The organism is Nocardia sp. NPDC004168 (genome assembly GCF_040610355.1).
GTDB lineage: Bacteria > Actinomycetota > Actinomycetes > Mycobacteriales > Mycobacteriaceae > Nocardia > Nocardia sichangensis.
In genome coordinates, this window is the sequence record NZ_JBEXME010000001.1 from 373205 (window position 1) to 391709 (window position 18505).

Annotated in this window: 20 protein-coding genes and 1 pseudogene; 11 read left to right on the forward strand and 10 right to left on the reverse strand. The window is 69.6% G+C overall.

The window, feature by feature from the left end:
* Window position 1 precedes the first annotated feature (1 nt).
* Complete coding sequence (locus ABZW96_RS01890) at window positions 2–1186, forward strand: cation:proton antiporter (protein ID WP_355070363.1); 1185 nt, start codon at window positions 2–4, stop codon at window positions 1184–1186.
* Here the strand turns inward: ABZW96_RS01890 and ABZW96_RS01895 are convergent, their stop codons facing one another.
* From ABZW96_RS01895 to ppgK, 3 genes and pseudogenes are all read right to left on the reverse strand, one after another.
* Window positions 1187–1951 (reverse strand): rhomboid-like protein, encoded by a 765-nt coding sequence (locus tag ABZW96_RS01895; RefSeq protein WP_355070365.1) that lies wholly within the window; start codon window positions 1949–1951, stop codon window positions 1187–1189.
* 165 nt (window positions 1952–2116) lie between these two features.
* Window positions 2117–3526, reverse strand: a pseudogene (locus ABZW96_RS01900) (RNA polymerase sigma factor); the annotation flags it as partial.
* A gap of 151 nt (window positions 3527–3677) precedes the next feature.
* The gene (ppgK, locus tag ABZW96_RS01905; RefSeq protein WP_355070367.1) at window positions 3678–4436 is read right to left on the reverse strand and encodes a polyphosphate--glucose phosphotransferase; all 759 of its coding nucleotides are present in this window, start codon (window positions 4434–4436) and stop codon (window positions 3678–3680) included.
* 198 nt (window positions 4437–4634) lie between these two features.
* On the opposite strand from ppgK, the gene ABZW96_RS01910 reads away from it, so the two are divergent.
* Window positions 4635–5537, forward strand: coding sequence for an inositol monophosphatase family protein (locus ABZW96_RS01910; RefSeq protein WP_355070368.1), 903 nt, complete (start codon window positions 4635–4637; stop codon window positions 5535–5537).
* Here ABZW96_RS01910 and cei read toward each other — a convergent pair whose 3' ends face one another.
* Window positions 5538–6215 (reverse strand): envelope integrity protein Cei, encoded by a 678-nt coding sequence (gene cei / locus ABZW96_RS01915; protein ID WP_355070370.1) that lies wholly within the window; start codon window positions 6213–6215, stop codon window positions 5538–5540. It abuts the gene before it with no gap.
* A gap of 376 nt (window positions 6216–6591) precedes the next feature.
* On the opposite strand from cei, the gene ABZW96_RS01920 reads away from it, so the two are divergent.
* Window positions 6592–6894 (forward strand): DUF4193 domain-containing protein, encoded by a 303-nt coding sequence (locus tag ABZW96_RS01920; protein ID WP_014351871.1) that lies wholly within the window; start codon window positions 6592–6594, stop codon window positions 6892–6894.
* 24 nt (window positions 6895–6918) lie between these two features.
* Here the strand turns inward: ABZW96_RS01920 and ABZW96_RS01925 are convergent, their stop codons facing one another.
* Entirely contained in the window at window positions 6919–7410 is a 492-nt protein-coding gene (locus tag ABZW96_RS01925) for a DUF3093 domain-containing protein (RefSeq protein ID WP_355071029.1), read from the reverse strand.
* Between the two features lie 73 nt (window positions 7411–7483).
* Between ABZW96_RS01925 and dut the strand changes: the two genes are divergently transcribed.
* Both dut and ABZW96_RS01935 read left to right on the forward strand, forming a co-directional pair.
* Window positions 7484–7984, forward strand: a complete 501-nt coding sequence (gene dut, locus ABZW96_RS01930; protein WP_355070372.1) for a dUTP diphosphatase — start codon at window positions 7484–7486, stop codon at window positions 7982–7984.
* Between the two features lie 5 nt (window positions 7985–7989).
* On the forward strand, window positions 7990–8859 hold the full coding sequence (locus ABZW96_RS01935) for a DUF3710 domain-containing protein (RefSeq protein ID WP_355070374.1): 870 nt from the start codon (window positions 7990–7992) through the stop codon (window positions 8857–8859).
* A gap of 10 nt (window positions 8860–8869) precedes the next feature.
* Here ABZW96_RS01935 and ABZW96_RS01940 read toward each other — a convergent pair whose 3' ends face one another.
* The gene (locus ABZW96_RS01940; protein WP_355070376.1) at window positions 8870–9565 is read right to left on the reverse strand and encodes an alpha/beta hydrolase; all 696 of its coding nucleotides are present in this window, start codon (window positions 9563–9565) and stop codon (window positions 8870–8872) included.
* A 132-nt stretch (window positions 9566–9697) separates the two neighbouring features.
* Here ABZW96_RS01940 and ABZW96_RS01945 point away from each other — a divergent pair, with 132 nt between their 5' ends.
* The 3 genes from ABZW96_RS01945 to ABZW96_RS01955 all read left to right on the forward strand — a co-directional run bounded on the left by ABZW96_RS01945 (window position 9698) and on the right by ABZW96_RS01955 (window position 11562).
* Window positions 9698–10075 carry an OB-fold nucleic acid binding domain-containing protein gene (locus tag ABZW96_RS01945; protein ID WP_067808861.1) on the forward strand — a complete coding sequence of 126 codons (378 nt, stop codon included), beginning with the start codon at window positions 9698–9700 and terminating at the stop codon, window positions 10073–10075.
* 3 nt (window positions 10076–10078) lie between these two features.
* Window positions 10079–10777 (forward strand): DUF3159 domain-containing protein, encoded by a 699-nt coding sequence (locus tag ABZW96_RS01950; RefSeq protein ID WP_355070378.1) that lies wholly within the window; start codon window positions 10079–10081, stop codon window positions 10775–10777.
* Window positions 10778–10935: 158 nt separating this feature from the next.
* Complete coding sequence (locus ABZW96_RS01955) at window positions 10936–11562, forward strand: sigma-70 family RNA polymerase sigma factor (protein WP_355070380.1); 627 nt, start codon at window positions 10936–10938, stop codon at window positions 11560–11562.
* Between the two features lie 52 nt (window positions 11563–11614).
* On the opposite strand, the gene ABZW96_RS01960 is transcribed toward ABZW96_RS01955, so the two are convergent.
* Both ABZW96_RS01960 and ABZW96_RS01965 read right to left on the reverse strand, forming a co-directional pair.
* Window positions 11615–12286, reverse strand: coding sequence for a TrkA family potassium uptake protein (locus tag ABZW96_RS01960; RefSeq protein WP_355070382.1), 672 nt, complete (start codon window positions 12284–12286; stop codon window positions 11615–11617).
* Between the two features lie 2 nt (window positions 12287–12288).
* Window positions 12289–12954: a TrkA family potassium uptake protein gene (locus ABZW96_RS01965; RefSeq protein WP_355070384.1), complete on the reverse strand. Its 666-nt coding sequence runs from the start codon at window positions 12952–12954 to the stop codon at window positions 12289–12291.
* Window positions 12955–13115: 161 nt separating this feature from the next.
* Between ABZW96_RS01965 and ABZW96_RS01970 the strand changes: the two genes are divergently transcribed.
* Window positions 13116–15104 (forward strand): APC family permease, encoded by a 1989-nt coding sequence (locus ABZW96_RS01970; RefSeq protein ID WP_355070385.1) that lies wholly within the window; start codon window positions 13116–13118, stop codon window positions 15102–15104.
* Between the two features lie 19 nt (window positions 15105–15123).
* Window positions 15124–16545, forward strand: coding sequence for a TRAM domain-containing protein (locus ABZW96_RS01975; RefSeq protein ID WP_355070386.1), 1422 nt, complete (start codon window positions 15124–15126; stop codon window positions 16543–16545).
* A 4-nt stretch (window positions 16546–16549) separates the two neighbouring features.
* Here the strand turns inward: ABZW96_RS01975 and ABZW96_RS01980 are convergent, their stop codons facing one another.
* Window positions 16550–17353, reverse strand: coding sequence for an enoyl-CoA hydratase (locus ABZW96_RS01980; RefSeq protein WP_355070388.1), 804 nt, complete (start codon window positions 17351–17353; stop codon window positions 16550–16552).
* A 121-nt stretch (window positions 17354–17474) separates the two neighbouring features.
* Between ABZW96_RS01980 and ABZW96_RS01985 the strand changes: the two genes are divergently transcribed.
* Window positions 17475–17774 carry a DUF1330 domain-containing protein gene (locus ABZW96_RS01985; RefSeq protein WP_355070390.1) on the forward strand — a complete coding sequence of 100 codons (300 nt, stop codon included), beginning with the start codon at window positions 17475–17477 and terminating at the stop codon, window positions 17772–17774.
* 15 nt (window positions 17775–17789) lie between these two features.
* Here ABZW96_RS01985 and ABZW96_RS01990 read toward each other — a convergent pair whose 3' ends face one another.
* A complete protein-coding gene (locus tag ABZW96_RS01990) occupies window positions 17790–18464 on the reverse strand; it encodes an SIMPL domain-containing protein (protein ID WP_355070392.1) in 675 nt (224 codons plus the stop codon).
* Window positions 18465–18505: the final 41 nt, after the last annotated feature.

Below are 18505 nucleotides of genomic sequence, written 5' to 3' on the forward strand. Positions count from 1 at the left end.
CGTGACGGACACCGCGCTCGCCCTGATCGAGCTCGGAGCGGTTCTCTTCGTTCTCGGCATGCTGGGGCGTGTCGCAGGCCGTGTCGGTATGTCGCCCATTCCGCTGTACCTGCTCGGCGGTGTCGCCTTCGGCCAAGGTGGTCTCATCGAACTCCGGGCCGCCCACGACTTCGGCCATATCGCGGGCGAGATCGGGGTGGTGCTGCTGCTCTTGCTGCTCGGCTTGGAGTACACGGCGGCGGAGCTGGTGACCGGCCTGCGTCGTTCCTGGGCGGCCGGTGTGGTGGACATCGTGGTCAACGCGTCACCGGGGGCAGTGGTCGCGCTGATGCTGGGCTGGGGTGTCGACGGCGCGATCACGATGGCAGGCGTCACCTACATCTCCTCCTCGGGCATCGTGGCGAAGGTCCTCGACGACCTCGGACGCCTGGGCAACCGGGAGACGCCGGTGATCCTGTCCATCCTGGTATTCGAGGACCTGGCGATGGCGGTCTACCTGCCGATCCTCACCACGGTGCTGGCGGGGCTCAGCTGGCTCAGCGGGCTGCGCGCCCTGGCGGTAGCGCTGATCACCATCACGCTGGTGCTCGTGGTGGCGCTGCGTTACGGGCGGTACGTCTCGGCGGTCGTGGACAGCGCCGACCGTGAGGTCTTCCTGCTCACGCTGCTCGGCGCGGCGTTGCTGGTCGCGGGCGTCTCCTCGGCGCTGAGCGTGTCGGCGGCGGTCGGAGCGTTCCTGCTCGGCATCGCGATCTCCGGCTCGACCGCGCACGCGGCGGCGAAGATGCTCGAACCGCTGCGCGACCTGTTCGCGGCCATCTTCTTCGTGGCCTTCGGGTTGAACACCGACCTGCGGGCGATCCCGCCGGTGCTGGGCTGGGCGATCGCGCTGGCGGCGGTCACGGTCGTTACGAAGGTGGCGACCGGGTGGTGGGCCGCCGCACGCGAGGGCATCCGGCGGATGGGCCGGGCCAGAGCGGGCGCGGCGCTCGTCGCGCGGGGCGAGTTCTCCATCGTCATCGCGGGATTGGCCGTGAGCGCGGGCGCGATGGACGGTCAGCTCACGGCGCTCGCCTCGACCTACGTCCTGCTGATGGCGGTGCTGGGCCCGATCGCGGCGCGAGTGGTCGAGCCGATGGTCGGTTTGCTGCCCGACCGCGGCCGCCGCGAGCCCCAGGTCTACTGATCAGTCCTGGGCCGTGCGGGCTCTGCGGCCCGCGGTCCGTTCCAGCCGATGCCAGAACAGGCTCGCGATCGCCCCGACCGCCAGCCCGATCACGGCGGCGCAGAGATGGCCGTAGTCGGTGAATGTCGGCTCGATCCACAGCGCCACGCCGAGCGTCAGGAGCAGCGCACCGGCCCACACCAGCCGCACCCTGCCGCGGAACCGGAATGCCAGCGCCGCCAGCACGGCCGAAAAGCCGTAGCTGGTACCGACATCCGCGGCGACGGCCACCCGCAGCGGGATGAGGCCACGGTCGATGGCGTGTGAGATGCCGGTGACGGTCAGCAGCGTCGCCCCGATGTGCCCGGTCGCGAACAGCAGGATCCAGCGCGCGGTGCCAAGCCAGCGCTCGGCATATGCCATGACGATCAGGAAACCGGCGATGGTCGTCCAGGGAAAGCCGCCGTCGGTCCAGAACGCCGAGGCGACCAGCACCTGAACCGGGTTGTGCCGCATGTTGTAGAGGTTGGTCGACGCCGAGAAGATCAATCTGCGCTCCACCGAGTCACCGACCCCGCGCAGCGTCCACCAGGTGACGAACAGCGTGAACGCGTAGGCGGTGCTGGCGGGGGCGGCTCCCAGGTGCGCGCGGATCGCGGGCAGGAGCCGCCGCGGCAGCCCGGGACGGCGCAGCCAGGCTTGCACGTCGCGCCACTCGGCGCGCAGGTCGACGGTCTGCGTCCACGGTGACCGCAGCCAGCTCGAAGTCGAGGTCGAGGCAACCACCCCGCAAGTCTGCCGGGCGCGAGCTGCGCGCGGCGAAGTGCCCCCGTCGTGGCGCTGTTTCCTCCGGCGCGTCTGCGGCCTGGCGCGGAAAAGCGCGACACCCGCATTCACCGGCCGCTGGAGGAATCGAGCGGACGACGAATGCGGGCGTCGAGGCGATGCGACCTAGTCGAGGTAGTCGCGCAGGACCTGCGAGCGGCTGGGGTGGCGCAGCTTGCTCATGGTCTTGGACTCGATCTGGCGGATGCGTTCGCGGGTGACCCCGTAGACCTGGCCGATCTCGTCGAGGGTGCGCGGCTGGCCGTCGGTGAGGCCGAAGCGCAGCCGGACCACGCCCGCCTCCCGCTCCGACAGCGTCTCCAGCACCGACTGCAGCTGATCCTGCAGCAGCGTGAAGCTCACCGCGTCCACCGCGACCACGGCCTCGGAGTCCTCGATGAAATCGCCGAGCTGGCTGTCGCCCTCGTCGCCGATGGTCTGGTCCAGCGAGATGGGCTCACGCGCGTACTGCTGGATCTCCAGCACCTTCTCCGGCGTGATGTCCATTTCCTTGGCCAGCTCCTCCGGCGTCGGCTCGCGGCCGAGATCCTGGAGCAGCTCGCGCTGGATGCGGCCGAGCTTGTTGATGACCTCCACCATGTGCACCGGGATGCGGATGGTGCGGGCCTGGTCGGCCATGGCGCGGGTGATGGCCTGCCGGATCCACCAGGTGGCGTACGTGGAGAACTTGTAGCCCTTGGTGTAGTCGAACTTCTCCACCGCGCGGATCAGACCGAGGTTGCCCTCCTGGATCAGGTCCAGGAACGCCATGCCGCGGCCGGTGTAGCGCTTGGCCAGCGAGACGACCAGGCGCAGGTTGGCCTCGAGCAGGTGGTTCTTGGCCCGGTTGCCGTCGCGGACGATCCAGTTGAAGTCGCGGCGCATGGCGACCGGCAGCTTCTCGCCCTGCTCGGCGAATTCGCGCACCTTCTCCGCGGCGTAGAGGCCCGCCTCGATCCGCTTGGCGAGTTCGACCTCCTCCTCGGCGTTGAGCAGCGCGACCTTACCGATCTGCTTGAGGTAGGCGCGGACCGAGTCGGCCGAGGCGGTGAGCTCGGCGTCCTTGCGGGCCTGGCGCAGCGCCTCGGACTCCTCTTCGTCCCAGACGAAATCGCCGGAGGCCTTGTCGGCCGCCGTCGGCTCGTCGGCCTCGCTCTCGGCTTCCTCGGTTTCGGTGTCCTCGGCGACGTCGACCAGTTCGTCGCCGTCGGCGAGGTCCTCCTCGGAGACTTCCAGATCGCCGAGATCGTCGAGATCGAGCGACTCGTCCTCGATCGCCTCGTCGGCGCCGGGCTCGCCGTCGGGGCCCGCCTTCTTGGTGGTGGCTTTCTTCGCGGGAGCCTTGGCCGCCTTCTTGGCAGGCGCCTTCTTGGCGGCGGCCTTCTTCGCCGGAGCCTTCTTCGCGGCAGCCTTACGGACCGGCCGTGCTGCGGTTACATCTGCGGAGTCGGCATCGGCCGATTCGGCGGTCTGACGGGTATTCGTGGCTACCACGTACGCCCTTTCGTGACGGTCTCGTGCGGCGTCACGCCAGAGTGGGTTTCCGGCGGAGCGATCTGTCGGGTTGCACCGGCGGAGGGCCGGTCGGGGTTTCTCCGGCTCAGCCGGGCACGTTCCATTGTAACGATCTAACCAGGGTACCTACGGCACGATGCCGGGAACGGCATCCTCGCGGTTCCCGCGCGCCTCACGGTGCGACGCCCCCCGCGATCGCCATGGCGGCGCCGACGATGCCCGCGGTGTTGCGCAGGCGGGCCGGGATGACCGGAGTCCGGTTGGTGAGCAGGGGAATCCACTGCTCGGCCTCCCTGCTGATGCCCCCGCCCGCGACGAAGACGACCGGGAAGAACAGGTTCTCCAGCCCCGTCAGCACCAGGCTGACCTGCGCTGCCCACTGCTCGTAGCTCAGGCCGTCGCGTTCCTTGATCGAGGCCGCCGCGCGGTGCTCGCTCTCCATCCCCTGGATCTCCAGGTGACCCAGTTCGGTGTTGGGCACCAGTGTGCCGTGGTAGAGCAACGCCGAGCCGATGCCGGTGCCGAAGGTCAGCAGCATGACCAAGCCCGCGAAATTGCGCGCCGCGCCGAAGTGGTCCTCGGCCATGCCCGCGGCGTCCGCGTCGTTGAGCACGGTGACCGGACGGCCGCCGAGCGCGGCGGAGAACAGCGCCCGCGCGTCGGTGCCGATCCAGGACTTGTCGATGTTCGCCGCGGTGCGCGCCACGCCGCCGATCACCACCGAGGGCAGGGTGAGGCCGACCGGCCCGGTCCACTTGGCCTTGTCGACCAGTTCGGCGACCGCCTCCGCCACGGCGAACGGTGTCGCCGGGTGCGGCGTCGCGATCTTGATCCGCTCGTGGACCAACTCGCCGGTGGCCAGATCGACCGTGGCGCCTTTGACGCCGCTGCCGCCGATGTCGATGCCGAATGCGTGCCCCCGAGCGGACATGACTAACCCCTCGTTTCCCTGTGCTGGCCGGTGTGATGACAGCGCTGCACGGGGCCCGGGACGCCCATGGCGGGCGTGCGAATGGGATGCCCGACGACGGCGCTGTGTCGTGCACGACAAGAGTAATGGGACCACGAGGCTGGGCGTTCGGCGAGGATGTGTGATGCGATGGTGGGCGTGCCGGAAACCTCATCGTCAGTGTCCGACTACACCCCCGACTCGTTCGTCTCGATCGTCGCGCGTGGCGACGAAGCCGACCTGCGCCGTGTCGCGGTCGACCTCGCCGAGACGGCCGCCGCCCATGTCCGTGCCCGTCGTCCCGAGGTGTTCGGGCCCGCGGGCGTGCACGCCGAAGGCGCCGTGCGGTCCAAGAGCCACGAGACCGACCCGGTCACCATCGTGGACACCGAGACCGAAGAGCTGATCCGAAGACTGCTCGCCGAACAACGCCCCGGCGACCCGATCCTCGGCGAGGAGGGCGGCGGCAGCATCGATGACGCGAGCGCGGACACCGTCCACTGGGTGGTTGATCCGATCGACGGCACCGTCAACTTCCTCTACGGCATTCCCGGCTACGCCGTATCGGTGGCCGCGCTGCGCGGCGGCCGTCCGGTCGCGGGCGCCGTGGTGGACGTCGCGCGGGCAGCCACCTACAGCGCCGCGCTCGGACTCGGCGCGCTGCGTGTCGACGCCGACGGCGCGGTGGAGCACTTGAGTTGCACGCCCGTCGAGTCGGTGGCGATGTCGCTGGTCTCCACCGGATTCGCCTACGGCAGGCACCGCAGGAGCAGGCAGGCGGAATTGATCGCGCAGGTGCTGCCGCACGTGCGCGACATCCGCCGTTTCGGTGCGGCGGCACTGGATCTGTGTCATGTCGCAGCAGGCCGTGTGGACGCCTACTTCGAGCACGGCTTGAACGCCTGGGACTGGGGCGCGGGCGCGCTGATCGCCGCCGAGGCGGGTGCGCGCCTTACGCTGCCGCCCGCGACGGCGCCGGGCGCCGACGGCGACCTGGTGGTGGCCGCCGCGCCCGGCATCGCCGACGAGCTGGGGGAGCTGCTGGCCCGGGTCGGCGCTACCGAGCCGATTCCGGACCGCTGATCAGCAGCGGGCCTGCCGTGCGGCGTCGAGCAGCTTGATGTCGATGGAGGTGGAGTTGCCCGGCGCCGGGTTCTTGAGCGAACGCAGCACTTCCTCGGCGTCGTTGCTGGGGTGGATGTCCCGGAACAGCGAGCCGAGCACGAGATCGACGGTGTCGTCGCCGCGCTGATCCTCGATCAGCTCGGCGCACGGCGCGACCAGCTGTACGGCGGCCGCGGCCGGACGGCCGTTGACGCCGAAGCGGACCTGCCCGGTGCATTCCAGGTCGCCGTTGACGTATACCGAATCGTTGCCGTATTGCGTTCCGGGAGCGCTCGCGAATCCGAGGTCGCCGAGCTGGGCGGCGACGTGCGCGGCCTGGCCGCGCTGGTTGTTCGCGTTCAGCACGCGCACCTTGCTCGCCGCCAGCGGTGCGGGTTCCACGTCCTGCAGCCGGCCTGCGCCGACCCGCTGGCCGAGCGGAGTCGGTTGCGGCGCACCGGGATCCGAGGCCGGACTCGGTGAGTTGCACGCCATCGCGGTGTGGTCGGTATCGTGCGTCGTGAGGGCTTTGACCCAGACGATCCCGCAGATCAGGGCGAGAACGCCGAGCATGATGAGCCAGGGCTGGGGGCGGCGGCGCACGTACGGTTGCCCTTGCGAATCCGTCGCGGTGCCTTCGGTGATCAGTGAAACCACCAGCACACTCTACGAAAATGTGGGGCGGTCGCGTCGCAAGGTCTCGGTGCGTTCCACGGACGGTGTCGATTGCCCCTCATTTTCGACTCGGCTGTGTTTTGATTGCGACTTTTGCTCCGGGGTCCGCTATTGTCTGGCGGCCCAGATCGAATCACCGGTGCGGAAATCAGTGGTCGGTCGCGGGAACAAGAAGGGCATGTCCTGCGTTTACCCAGCGCTATCAGGAGTGGATCGGCATGATCCGCCCTGATAGGCGACCGGTGTACGTGTGACGTGCACCACCGGCGGGGCGGTACCGGTCGCGGCGATTCCGGCAGGAATCGGGTGTGAGCGGACCGGTCCGGGATATACGGAGTTAGGACGAGGGGAAGACGACATGGCAACCGACTATGACGCACCGAGGCGCACCGAATCCGACGATGTGTCGGAGGATTCGCTGGAGGAGCTGAAGGCTCGTCGTAACGAGGCACAGTCCGCCGTCGTGGATATCGACGAATCCGATACCGCGGAGTCGTTCGAGCTTCCCGGCGCCGACCTGTCCGAGGAAGTGCTGACGGTTCGGGTGATCCCGAAGCAGGCCGACGAGTTCACCTGTTCCAGCTGTTTCCTGGTCCATCACCGGAGCAGGCTGGCCAGTGACAAGGGCGGTCAGATGATCTGCATGGATTGCGCCGCCTGATCTCGACGAGATCGAACAACAGTGTCAGCCCGCGCTCGGTAGACCGAGCGCGGCGAGGACCCGTTCGGGCCGCCGCGTACTGACCAGCCAGTACGGCGTCGGATCGTCCGGGTCGTCGAGCACGAGCAAGACCATCGGCCCGATCCAGGGGCGATGCTGGACATAGGCGGCGGGGTCGAGCTGGCGACCCAGCGCCGCGCTTTTCGCGGTGGGGGCGACGGCGGCCGCGCGAGCAACGAAATTCACCGGCAGATGCGCGCGATCGGCGCGCAACTCCGGTGTGCCGTTCGCGTCCGGCGCCACTTCGACGCGGTGGCGGCTCAGCCACAGCAGCACCCAGACCGGCACGGGGAACAGCAGCACATAGGGCAGCCAGGCACGCAGTCCCGGCGCGCCCATATGGATCTCCGCCGCGAGCAGTCCGGTGACGGCGAACGCCACCGGCCACCACCACAGCGGCACCCACAGGCGCTCCCGGTATCGGTGCGCAGGCTGCGCTTTCTCGTCCGCGGTCATGGGGTTGGGCTGGTCCGACACGAGTCAACACTAAGTCACGAGGGCAAACAGCCTACGCGTAGGCTCGTCCAACGTGAGCGCACTTTCACCCATACCCTTGCTGCGGCTCGACCCCGGCATCCCTCTGCCCACGCGCGCCCATGCGGGTGACGCGGGCGTGGATCTGTGCACCACGCAAGACGTCATCCTGGAGCCGGGGGAGCGGGTGCTGGTCGGCACCGGCGTCGCCGTCGCGCTACCGGTCGGCACCGTCGGCCTGATCCATCCGCGCTCGGGTCTGGCGGCCAAGGCCGGGCTGTCGGTGGTGAACACCCCCGGCACGGTCGACGCGGGGTACCGGGGCGAGATCAAGGTGTGCCTGATCAACCACGATCCGCGCACGCCGATCGAGTTGCGGCGCGGTGATCGGATCGCGCAACTGCTGGTACAGCGGGTGGAGCTGGTGGATTTCGTGGAGGTCGACTCGCTCGACGAGACCACCAGGGGAGCGGGTGGCTATGGCTCCAGCGGCGGTCACGCGAGTTTGACCGCACAGACGAACGGGGTGGGCCGGGCTACCGGCGAGGAGGCATGACGGGAATGTTCGGAAAGAGAAAGAACTCGAGCCGGGCCGCGGACGACCGGTACGAAGAGGCGGGCGACTACGCCGACTACGAGTCCGCCTACGAGGGCGAGTACGACGACGATTTCTACGACGACGCCCCCACCGACGAGCGCTCGTATGAGGGCGTGGATCTGGACGTCGACCGGCCCAACGGACGGCCCGGACCCTACGACTACGACGAGGTCGCCGAGCTGCTGGATTCGGTGTCCGAGCAGCGGCTGGATCTCGGGTCGGTGTTGTTGCCGGTCCCGCCGGGCGGTCAGCTGCAAGTCGAGATGACCCCGGAAGGCCAGCCGCAGGCGGTGCACCTGGCCACGGAGCACGGCCGGATCACCGTCGCGGCCTACGCCGCGCCCAAGACCTCCGGCCAGTGGCGGCTGGTCGCCGCGGATCTCGCCGACTCGCTGCGCAAGGACGGCGCCCGGGTGTCGGTCGAGAACGGGCCGTGGGGCCGAGAACTGCTGGCCCTGACCGAAGGCGCGGACCTGCGTTTCATCGGCGTGGACGGCTATCGCTGGATGGTGCGGCTGGTCGCGGCGGGCCCCTCGGGCGCGGCGAACGACGGCAGCCCCCTGGTCAAGGCGGCGCGGGCGATCCTGAGCGAGACCGTGGTGCGGCGCGGCGAGGACCCGCTGCCGGTGCGGGACCCGCTTCCGGTGGTGCTGCCGCAGGAGCTGGCCGAGCAACTCGCCGCGGCCCATCAGCAGCAGGTGGAGGCTCAGCAGCAGGCGATGGCCGCGCAGGTAGCGGCGCAGACCGGTGCGCAACCGGTGGTGCCGCGCATGCCGCAGGGCCCGCGCCGGGGCGCGGACGGGTCGGCCATGCAGCAACTCGGCCTGAACTGAGCGGAAGATCTCACGCGAAGGCGCCGATACCCGTGTGTCCCAGGATCGCGGGGTCGGCGCCGAGTTCGTCCAGCGTGATCCGGTACAGGTGCGCGCGCGGGGCCAGCGCCGCCCATTCCTCGGCGACCGCACGCGGGTGCACCGGGTCGTCGACCGCGGTGACCACCGCGAGCGGCAGCTCGAATGCCGACAGCAGCTCGGCATCGGGCCACTTGTAGTCCGCGGCCTCCTCGAGCGCCCGCGGCAGTTCCGGCCACTGTGCCCGCCAGGACTGGGTCAGCGCGTCAGCCAGCCACCGCGGGCTGCTCGCCCGCATCCGGTCGATCACCGTGTCCAGACCGTCCACGCGCAGCTGCGCCGCGGTGGCCGCCGCGCTCAGCGTGGCGGGGCAGGCCGCGGTGTCGGGCCCGGTCCAGGCGGGCAGTGCCGCCACGACCCCCACGACGCGTCGGGGGTGCTCGGCGGCCCACTCCAGTGCGATCGCCGCGCCCAGGGAAATGCCCGCCACCAGCACCGGGCCCGAATCCGCCGCCGCATCCAGCGCTGCGCGGCAGCTCGCCACCACCCGGCGCGGGTCGGGTTCCACCGCGACGAAATCCAGGCCGCGTGCGGCGCTCGCGGGACCGAAGGCGCGCCTGGCGAAATCGGCGTCGGACCCGGTGCCGGGCAGTGCCACGACACGAGCGGGGTGTGGGGAGTCGAACATCGGTCCGAGCGTAGCGGGGGTGGCCCGGCCCATCTACAGTGGCGTTGTACGGCCGCCGCAGGCCGTGCGGATCGGATCCCTCACGATGGTGTGCGACCCATGCCATCTGCTCTATGCAGGAGAGCGTGCACAATGTCATCCGCAGCCTCAGGGTATTTTCGACGTCTGGGCCGCAGGCTGACCGAAGACATCGATCAGCTGGATGCCGAAGAGCTGGCCGAGACGTCCGAAGCATCGGGCGCGTGCCGCGCGTCGGAGTGTCGGCGCGGTGACGAGGCGACCATGCTCGGTAGGCTCCGTAGCGTCGAAGCGTGTCCCAAGTCGGCGGGCGCCAGCGTCCAGGCCGAGTTCTTCGACGGCACCGACGCGATTACGCTGGTCTGGATCGGGCGCAGGCGCATTCCCGGCATCGAGCCGGGCAGGCGCATCCTCGTCCGTGGCCGGGTCGGCGACCGCGACGGCCGCAAAGTGATCTTCAACCCCTACTACGAATTGCGCGGGAACAGCTGACGTATGCCTTTGAGCGACGACAACGCAGGATCGGACGACCGCACCGGGCTCCCCTCGCCCGACCGTGACGAGGAACGTGCCGAGCAGACCCTCCTCGAACAACTGGGCGGCTTCAGCGGCCTGATCTACTCGACGCTTCCCGTTGTCGTGTTCGTTCCCGTGAACAGTGTCGCCGGGCTGGCCGCCGCGATCTGGTCGGCCCTGGGGGTGGCGGCCGCCATCCTCCTGTGGCGCCTGGTGCGGCGCGATCCCATCCAGCCCGCCATCTCGGGCTTCTTCGGCGTCGGCATCTGCGCTTTCATCGCCTACCGGATGGGCGAGGCCAAAGGGTTCTTCCTCTTCGGCATCTACACCAGCCTCGTCTACGCCGCGGTGTTCCTCGCGTCCATCCTGATCCGCAGGCCGCTGGTCGGCGTGATCTGGGGCGTGCTGAACGGCCACGGCTCCGACTGGCGGTCCGACCCGCGCTCGGTGCGCCTCTACGACCTGGCCACCACCACCTGGATCCTCGTGTTCGGGGCGCGCTACCTGGTGCAGTCGCAGCTCTACGACACCGACCGCACCGGCTGGCTCGCCTTCGCCCGCATCGCGATGGGCTGGCCGCTGACCGCGGTGGCGCTGGCCGTCACGATCTGGGCTGTGCGCCGGGCCGGTCACCTGCCCGCCAAGTCGGTGCGCGCCCGAACCGGCCTGAGCCGTTAACCTTCCGCCGCTATCCGGCGAAAACCACAGGGGTGGGGAGATCGCCACCGCCGAGGTGGGTGCTTCCCCACCCTGGGGTGCCTGGTTGGTCCTCCGAGTTCATCAGACGATCTATGCGTACCGAAAACACGCATTGATCGGCAAGAAAGGACTCGGACGTGGCTACCGAGCACAACACCGCGGCGCTGCCCGTCAACCACAACCCCGCGCTCTCGGAGAGCCGGCGGATCTCGGCCGAGCTGGACAAGCTGATCGGTCCGGCGGCCGGAGGCGATCGCCGGGCGGTCTCGGAGATCATCCGGATCGTTCATCCGCTGGTGCGGCGTTACTGCGGCGCGCGCCTGGGCAACACGGCCCATCTGCAGGTCACCGCCGACGACGTGGTCCAGGAGATCCTGCTGGCCACCGTCAACGCCATCCCGCGCTACCGCGACCAGGGCAAGTCGTTCCTGGCCTTCGTCTACGGCATCGCGGCCAACAAGGTCGCCGACGCGTTCCGCCGCTCGCAGCAGCACCCCGCCTACCCGGTGGCCGACGTCCCGGACTCCGCGTCCTCGGCCGCCGGTCCCGAGGAGTGGGCGCTGGCCTCCGAACGCCGCGCCGCCACAAGGGAACTCATGAAAGTGCTGGCCCCGGCGCACCGTGAGGTGCTGGTGATGCGCATCGTGCTCGGCTGGTCGGCCGCTGAGACCGCCGAGGCCATCGGCACCAGCCCGGGTGTGGTGCGGGTGATGCAGCACCGCGCGCTGAACAAGCTGCGCGCGGAGCTGAAGCTGGCCGCGTAGGGTTTCCGGCAGCGCTTCGCCGAGAACGCGCGTCCGGCCGTGTCACGGGGAGTTACGGTCTGATGCCGTGGTTGGCGAGTTCCAGCCGGAGGTCCTCCTCGGCCTCCACCGAAGTCACGAACAGTAGCTCGTCGTCGCCTTCCAGCGCGTCGTCCGGCTGCGGCACGATCACGCGCCCGCCGCGCAGGATGGTCACCAGTGCGGCGTCGCGCGGCAGGGTGAGCGTGCGCACCGGTTTACCGGCCAGCACGGTGTCCGCGGGCAGCGTCATCTCCACCAGATTCGCCTGGCCCTGGCGCAGCGTCATCAGTCGCACCAGATCTCCGACGGAGACCGCCTCCTCGACCAGGGAGGCCAGCAGCCGGGGTGTGGACACCGCGACGTCGACACCCCAGGAACCGTCGAAGAGCCATTCATTGCGCGGATCGTTGACCCGGGCCACCACCCGGCGCACCCCGAACTCGGTCTTGGCCAGCAGGCTGTGCACCAGGTTCGCCTTGTCGTCGCCGGTGGCCGCGATCACCACCTCGTAGGTCTCCAGACCGGCCTGCTCCAGCAGGGCCAGTTCGCACGCGTCGGCGTGCACCCAGACCGCGTCGGGGATCGCGGCCGCATCGATGTGCTCGAGCTCACGCTCGAGCAGCATGACCCGATGCCCGCCGCGCAGGAGTTCCCTGGCGATCGATCGGCCCACGGCGCCTGCTCCGGCGATGGCCACTTTCATGTTCAGTCCTCGCTCGCGGGGGGCTTCCCGGCCAGGGCGACGGTTTCGCCCACGGCGCCGGATGCTGCGGCCACATAGACGATGTCGTCGGCCTGGATGATGGTCTTGCTGTCGGGGAGCACTGCCTGGCCGAACCGGATGATGAACGCGACCCGTGCCGCGACGGTCTGCTCCAGATCGCGCACGGTGCGGCCGTACCACTCTTCGTGCAGCGTCAGCTGGGTCACAGCGACAGTTCCGGTGGGGTCGCGCCAGGTGGTGGTGCCGGTGTCGCCGACGAGCGCGCGCAGGAAGCGGTCGGTGGTCCACGGGACCGTGGCGATGGTCGGGATGCCGAGCCGCTCGTAGACCGCGGCGCGCTTGGCGTCGTAGATGCGGGCGACGACCCGCTCCACCCCGAACATCTCCCGCGCCACCCGGGCGGAGATGATGTTGGAGTTGTCGCCGGAGGAGACCGCCGCGAACGCGTCCGCCCGTTCGATCCCCGCCTTTATCAGCACATCTCGATCGAAACCGACGCCGGTCACCTGCTCGCCGGGAAAGTCGGATCCCAGGCGTAGAAAGGCACTGGAGTCCCGGTCGATCACGGTGACTTCGTGACCTACGCGGACCAGGGCATGGGCCAGCGACGAGCCCACGCGCCCGCACCCCATGATCACTACGTACACCGTGCAACCTCGTTCCTGGAACCGTGGTGTTCGGTCTGCTTCGCTGTTCGGTCGAACGCTACCCGCCGAATGATTCCACCGGCCACGTTCCCCCTCCAGCCGGCGAGCAAACCTGCGAGCCACGCGCGCGATCCACTGTGCGGGGGCCTATGCTCGCTCCAGTGTCCAAGTTGACGACGGCAGCGAAGCGAGTGCTGCTGGGCAGGCCTTTCCGTAGTGACTCGCTCGGCCACACGCTGCTGCCGAAGCGAATCGCGCTCCCGGTGTTCGCTTCCGATGCCATGTCATCGGTCGCCTACGCCCCCGAGGAGATCTTCCTCGTTCTTTCGGCCGCCGGGGTCACGGCCTACCTGTACGCCCCATGGGTCGGATTGGCCGTCGCCTTCGTCATGGCTGTCGTGGTGGCCAGCTACCGGCAGAACGTGCACGCCTACCCGTCCGGCGGCGGCGACTACGAGGTGGCCACCACCAATCTGGGGCCGAACGCGGGCCTGACCGTCGGCAGCGCGCTGCTGGTCGACTACGTGCTCACCGTCGCGGTGTCGATCTCCTCGGCCGCGTCCAACATCGGCTCGGCCATCCCGTTCGTCGCGACACACAAGGTGCTGTTCGCCGTCGTCGCCATCGCTCTGTTGACCGCGATGAATCTGCGCGGTGTGCGGGAGTCCGGCACGGCGTTCGCGATTCCGACCTACGCGTTCATCATCGGCATGTTCCTCATGCTGAGCTGGGGCCTGTTCCGGATCTTCGTGCTCGGCGAGGAGTTGCGGGCCGAATCGGCCGGTTTCGGATTGATCGCCGAGCACGAGCACCTCTACGGGCTGGCGTTCGCCTTCCTCATCGCGCGCTCGTTCTCTTCCGGGTGTGCCGCGCTGACCGGTGTGGAGGCGATCAGCAACGGTGTGCCCGCGTTCCGCAAACCCAAGTCGCGCAATGCCGCCACCACTTTGCTGATGCTGGGCACGATCGCGATCGTGTTGCTGATGGGCATCATCATCCTCGCCCAGAAGATCGGGGTGGTGTACGCGCACAACGTCGAGGACCTGACCGGCGCACCGTCGGACTACCACCAGAAGACGCTGATCGCGCAGCTCGCCGAGACCGTGTTCGAGGGTTTCCCGCTCGGCTTCTTCTTCATCACGACGGTGACCGCGCTGATCCTGGTGCTGGCCGCCAACACCGCGTTCAACGGGTTCCCCGTGCTCGGCTCGATCCTGGCGCAGGACCGCTACCTGCCGCGCCAGCTGCACACCAGGGGCGATCGGCTGGCGTTCAGCAACGGCATCCTGTTCCTCTCCGGCGCGGCCATCGCGTTCGTGGTGCTGTTCGGCGCCGAGGTGACCAAGCTGATCCAGCTGTACATCGTCGGCGTGTTCGTCTCGTTCGTGCTCAGCCAGACCGGCATGCTGCGGCACTGGACCCGCTTGCTGCGCACCGAGACCGACCCGGCGCAGCGCGCGCGGATGAAGCGCTCGCGGGTGATCAACGCGGTCGGTCTCAGCGCGACCGGAGCGGTGCTGGTCATCGTGCTGATCACCAAGTTCTTCGCGGGCGCCTACATCGCCATCTTCACCATGGTGGCGATCTTCGTCGTGATGAAGATGATTCGCAGGCATTACGATTCGGTCGCGCGCGAGCTGGACGAGCACGAGTGGGACGGTGTGCTGCCCAGCCGCTCGCACTCCATCGTGCTGGTTTCCCGGCTGCATCTGCCGACCCGCCGCGCCCTCGCCTACGCCCGCGCCAGCCGCCCGGACACGCTGGAGGCGGTGACGGTGAACGTCGACGAGGCCGACACCAGGGCGCTGGTGCGGGAGTGGGAGAACAGCGACATCACGGTGCCGCTCAAGGTGATCGAATCGCCCTATCGCGAGATCACCAAGCCGGTGCTGGACTATGTGAAGCGCGTGCGCAAGGACGCTCCGCGTGACGTGGTGACCGTGTTCATCCCGGAGTACGTGGTGGGCCATTGGTGGGAACAGGTGCTGCACAACCAGAGCGCGCTGCGGTTGAAGGGCAGGCTGCTGTTCGTGCCGGGCGTGATGGTGACCAGCGTGCCGTGGCAGTTGAGTTCGTCCGCGCGGGCGCGGACCCCCGGGGTGGTGAACGCGCCGGGCGCGGTGCGGCGCGGGTACGAGGATCGGATGTGACGTCCATGGAGCGTTCGGGATGAGCGATCGGCCGACCGCCACGTTCGAAGTGCGGCTCGGGCCGCCGGGTCACGGCGGCTTCTGTGTCGCACGGCACGAGGGACGTGTGGTGTTCGTCCGGCACGGCCTGCCCGGCGAGCTGGTGCGGGTCCGGGTCACCGAGGATCGCGGCGGCTCGTTCTGCCGTGCCGACGCGGTCGAGGTGCTCGAGGCGTCCCCGGATCGGGTGCGGGCCACCTGTCCGGTGTCCGGCCCCGGTGGCGCGGGCTGCTGCGATTTCTCCTTCGCCACGCCGGTGGCCCAGCGCGCGCTGAAGGCCACGGTGGTGGCCGAACAGTTGCGGCGGCTGGCCGGGATCGAGCGGGAAGTGGTGGTGGAGCCGATCGGGCCCGGCGACGCGATGGGCGGGTGGCGCACCCGCGTGCGCCTCGCGGTCGACGCCCACGGACGTGCGGGCGTGCACCGCTATCGCAGCACCGACGTGATCACGGATCTGCGGTGCCCGCAACCGGTCGCGGGGGCTTTGGACGGGATCGCGGACCGGCGGTGGACGCCCGGCGCCGATCTGGTGATCGCGGTGGACGGTGATGGGATACGGCACGTCGTCGAGCTGGCGCCCGCTGCCGAGTCCGAACCGGTCGGCCACGAGCCCGGTCGGCGCGGTCCCGGCGGGAGTGGACGGCGAACGGAGCCGGGGAGCCGGGATCGGCGTGCGGGCGGCGGAGGTGGTCGCCGCGATCGGCCGCACGGCCGGGATCGGCGCGGGGCACAGTGGCCCGCCGCGGAGTCCGCTCGCAGCGACGACCGGCGCGCGGCATCCGCACGACGCGCCGCGGCGCACGCGGCACGCGACGAGTGGGTGTTCGAGGGCAGCGGGCGCGCGGTCGAGTACGTGGCCGGGCGCCGGTGGGAGGTCGCGGCGACGGGCTTCTGGCAAGCGCATCACGGTGCGGCGCAACGGTATTCGGACCTGATCGCGGAATGGTCGGAACTCGGCCCCGGCGGCCGGGCGTGGGATCTCTACAGCGGCGCCGGGGTGTTCGCCGCGCGGCTCGCCGAGCGGACCGGGCGGACCGGAGTGGTGCTCGCGGTGGAATCCGCGCGGCCCGCCGTCGCGGACGGCGCCGCCGCGTTGCGCGACCTGCCCTGGGTGGAACTGCGGGCCCAGCGGGTGGAGCGCTGGGTGCTCGAGCACGTCGGTGCGGCCGCCCCGGACGTCGTCGTGCTCGATCCGCCGCGCGCGGGGGCGGGCAAAGAGGTGGTCGGCGCGGTCACCGCCAGCGGGCCGACGCGGATCATCCACGTAGGCTGCGATCCCGCCGCGTTCGCCCGCGATCTCGGCCTGTATCAGGCGGCGGGCTACCGGCTCGCCGATCTGCGCGCCTTCGACGCCTTCCCCGCGACGCACCACGTGGAAAGCCTCGCGCTGCTACAGCGTTGAGCGGTCAGTCCTCGTAGACCGGGGGCCTGCGGTCCTTACGGGCGCGGATCGCTTCGTCGAAATTGCCGGTGGTGAGGCGGACGTACAACTGGGCCGTGCCCTCGTGCTGCATGTGCGATTCGAATCCGCCCGCCTCCATGCCGCTCCACAACATGCGCTTGGTGAGCTCGGTGCCCACCCGGCTGAAGCCGATGATGCGCTCGGCGAGGTCATAGCAGGTGTCCAGCAGTTTCGCCGCCGGAACCGTGCGGGATACCAGGCCGATTCGCTCGGCTTCGGTCGCGTCGACGTCGCGGCCGGACAACATGATCTCGAACGCCCTCGACGCGCCGACCGCGCGGGGCAGCAGATAGCTGAGGCCCAGTTCGGTGGAGGTGAGGCCGTTGTTGATGCCCGCGGCGCGGAAGTACGCGTCCTCGGCGGCGATCCGGATGTCGGCGCCGACGGCCAGGCACAGCCCGCCGCCGATGGCCGCGCCGTTGACCGCCGCGATCACCGGCTGGTGCATCCGCCGCAACGTGATCAGCACGTCGTTGAGCAGATCCATCGACCGGCGCGCGACACTGGTGACGGTCAGCCCGTCGACGTTCGGCACCTTTCCCGCGCCGGTCAGGTCGGCTCCCGAGCAGAAACCGTGTCCCGCCCCGGTCAGCACGACGACCCGCACGTCGTTGTCGGCGCGCACACCCTCCAGCGCCTCGCGCAGCGGGATCATCACGTCGAACGCCATCGCGTTCATCCGTTCGGGCCGATTGAGCGTCACCAGGGCGATATGGGGCCGTGGTTTGTCGATGAGCACGAACGACATGCGACCTCCTGAGCGGTGACAACCTCAATATAGGCACGCCGGGCGCGGCGCAGCGGTGAATCGCGCTCGGCCCCGCCGGATCCGGGTCGGGTCGCCGGACCGCCCAATTAGAGTCACCGCCATGACCGTGTACGCAATCGCGCAACTGAGATTCACCGACCGCGCCGCCTACGATCGCTACCAGGCGCGCTTCCTCGACGTCTTCGTCCGCTACTCCGGTACGCTGCTGGCCGCGGACGAGTCCCCGCAGACCATCGAGGGCGTCACCGATCGCGAGAAGGTGGTGCTGATCTCCTTCCCGGACGAGCCGTCCTTCCGCGCCTGGGCCGAATCGCCGGAGTACCAGGAGATCTCGAAGGATCGGCACGCCGGAGCGGACACGGTCACCCTGCTGGTGCGGGGTCTCGGTCACGGGTCGTGAACCGGCAAGCCGCCGTCAGTCCAGCTGCCAAGTGACGCGGACGTCCGCGGAGATCTCGCTCTCGCCCAGCTCGACCGGGATGGCGACGGCACGGTAGGCCTCCATCGGAGCGGACATCGCCTGTGCGCGCGGAACCGGAGGCGCGGCGGCGGTGTCCTCGGTGATCTGCACGACGTCGCCGAGCGAGCGCCGTGCCCGCCGGGCGTACTGCTCGCCCTTGGCGAGGGCGTTGTCCCACGCGGCGTCGCGGGCGCGGGTGAGCAGGGACTCCAGGTCGGCGAAGGTGAGGGTCAGACCACCGAGGCGCACGTCGTCACCGCCCGCCTCGACGCAGTTGGCGATGATCGTGCCCGGGCCGGGATCGGCCTGCTCGCCGATATCGCGCAACGCGACCGTCAGCGATGTGCTCGCGAGGTATCCCGTGATGCGGTTGCCCTGTCCCTCGGTCCACACCGTCTCGGTCTGTACCGACAGTCCGCTGGTGGCGATGTCCGCGCCGTCGACCCCGTCGGAGCGCAGCGATCGCGCGACCGCGGCCACGCGCTCACCGGCCCGGCTGTAGGCGAGCGCGACCTTGCTCGCGCGCGATTCGACGGAGATCGTCACCCGCATCAGATCGGGGACGGCGCGGGCGGTGCCGTGTCCGTAGGTGGTGACGGTGCCTGCCCGCGAATCGGTGTTCGTGCCCACTGAGCCTCCTCGTCGATCGCTGTCGATCCGCACCGCACCAT